At 78.3% G+C, this 1,428-nt stretch carries 3 protein-coding genes; 1 reads left to right on the forward strand and 2 read right to left on the reverse strand.

The window, feature by feature from the left end; all coding sequences use genetic code 11:
- Nucleotides 1-58 precede the first annotated feature (58 nt).
- Nucleotides 59-826 (reverse strand): alpha/beta fold hydrolase, encoded by a 768-nt coding sequence (locus tag ACIQOV_RS41330; RefSeq protein WP_401056282.1) that lies wholly within the window; start codon nt 824-826, stop codon nt 59-61.
- A gap of 207 nt (nt 827-1,033) precedes the next feature.
- Complete coding sequence (locus ACIQOV_RS41335; RefSeq protein ID WP_401056284.1) at nt 1,034-1,153, reverse strand: LPXTG cell wall anchor domain-containing protein; 120 nt, start codon at nt 1,151-1,153, stop codon at nt 1,034-1,036.
- On the opposite strand from ACIQOV_RS41335, the gene ACIQOV_RS41340 reads away from it, so the two are divergent.
- On the forward strand, nt 1,098-1,428 hold a 331-nt coding region (locus ACIQOV_RS41340; RefSeq protein WP_401056286.1), incomplete at its 3' end, for a hypothetical protein. The two genes, ACIQOV_RS41335 and ACIQOV_RS41340, sit on opposite strands and share 56 nt — an antisense overlap.

Raw genomic sequence — 1,428 nt, forward strand, 5'->3', positions numbered from 1 at the left:
GGGGGGGGGGGGGGCGGGGCGGGGCGGCCCGGAGCCGGTCGGGCCGCCCCGCCCGCCGTCAACGCCCCTCGTCACTCCGGACGTCGGCACCCTGCGGAGCGGCGGAGCCGGCGATCCGGCCCAGCAGGGTGGCGAGCTCCCCGGGCATGGACAGGAACGGGGCGTGGCTGCTGGGCAGCCGGTGGACGGTGTCGGCGCGGGCGGCGAGCTCGCGCTGCCGTGACGGTTCGAGGGCCCGGTCGTGCTCGCACACGATGTAGCTGGACGGCACGGTGCGCCAGCCCGCCGTGGTCACCGGCTGGGTGAAGGACCGGACGCTCTGCGGGGTCAGCCGGGCCAGGGCGCGGTCGGCCTCGGCGGCGGGCACGTCGGTGTAGTGCACGCGGCGGGCGTCGGCGTTCGGCGGGGTGCGGCCCGTGTCGTCCTCCGGAACGGGAGCCCCGAGGAAGGAGAACACGCTTTCGCCGACGTCCAGTTGGAAGGCGGTGAGGTAGACCGCCCGCACCACGTTGGCGGCGCCCGCGATGGCCTCGGTGGTGGGGGCGCCGCCGTAGGAGTGGGCGACCGTCACCACCGGGCCGTCGATCCGCCGCAGGCGGTCGCGGATCGCGTCGGCGTCCTCCAGCAGGCCCGCCGGGCGGGCGGCATCGGGGTGGGCGCCGTCGAGGCGGGTGGCATCGGGGTGGGCGGCGGAGCTGGGCAGGTCCACGGTGTGGGTGCGCCACCCGTCGGCGGCGAGGGCGGTGCGCACCGCGTCCCAGCACCAGGCGCCGTGCCAGGCGCCGTGGACCAGGAGAAAGGCGGGGCGGTCGGGGCCGGCGGTCATCTGCGGTGGTCCTCCGTCGTACGGGGCGCGGGCGGTGGGCCTTCCGAGTATCCAGCGGGAACGTGACGGCCGTGTGACGCCGGGCGTGTCGCCCGCCGGCCGGCCCGGGGCCGTCGCGGACCGCCGCCGGGCCCGCTCCCGAACGCGCCAGTGGCGCCGCCCTCGACGGGGCGGCGCCACTGGCGTTCAGCGGGGTCCGGGTGGGCGTCAGCCGTGCCGGCCCGGTCGGCGGTAGGCGACGAAGCAGAGGGTGCCGCCGCCGAGGAGGGCGATGGCTCCGAGTGCCGCGACGAGGGTGTCGGGGGAGGAGCCGCCGGTGTGCGGCAGTTCGCCGCTCTCCGACGGGCTCGGGACGTGGGTGTGCGTGTGGGTGGCGGTGGCGGTGGCGGTGGCGGTGGCGGTGGCGGTGGCGGTGGCCGTGGCGGTGGCCGTCGGGCTCGGCGAGTGGGACGGCGAGTGGGACGGCGACGAACTCGGGCTCGGGCTCGGCGACGGCGTCGGCGAGGAGGTCGGCGAGGGCGAGGAGGTCGGCGACGGGGAGGAGGTCGGCGAGGGCGAGGAGGTCGGCGACGGGGAGGAGGTCGGCGAGGGCGACGGCGAGG

This window comes from Kitasatospora sp. NPDC091257, from assembly GCF_044757675.1.
GTDB classification, from domain to species: Bacteria; Actinomycetota; Actinomycetes; order Streptomycetales; family Streptomycetaceae; genus Kitasatospora; species Kitasatospora lactacystinica.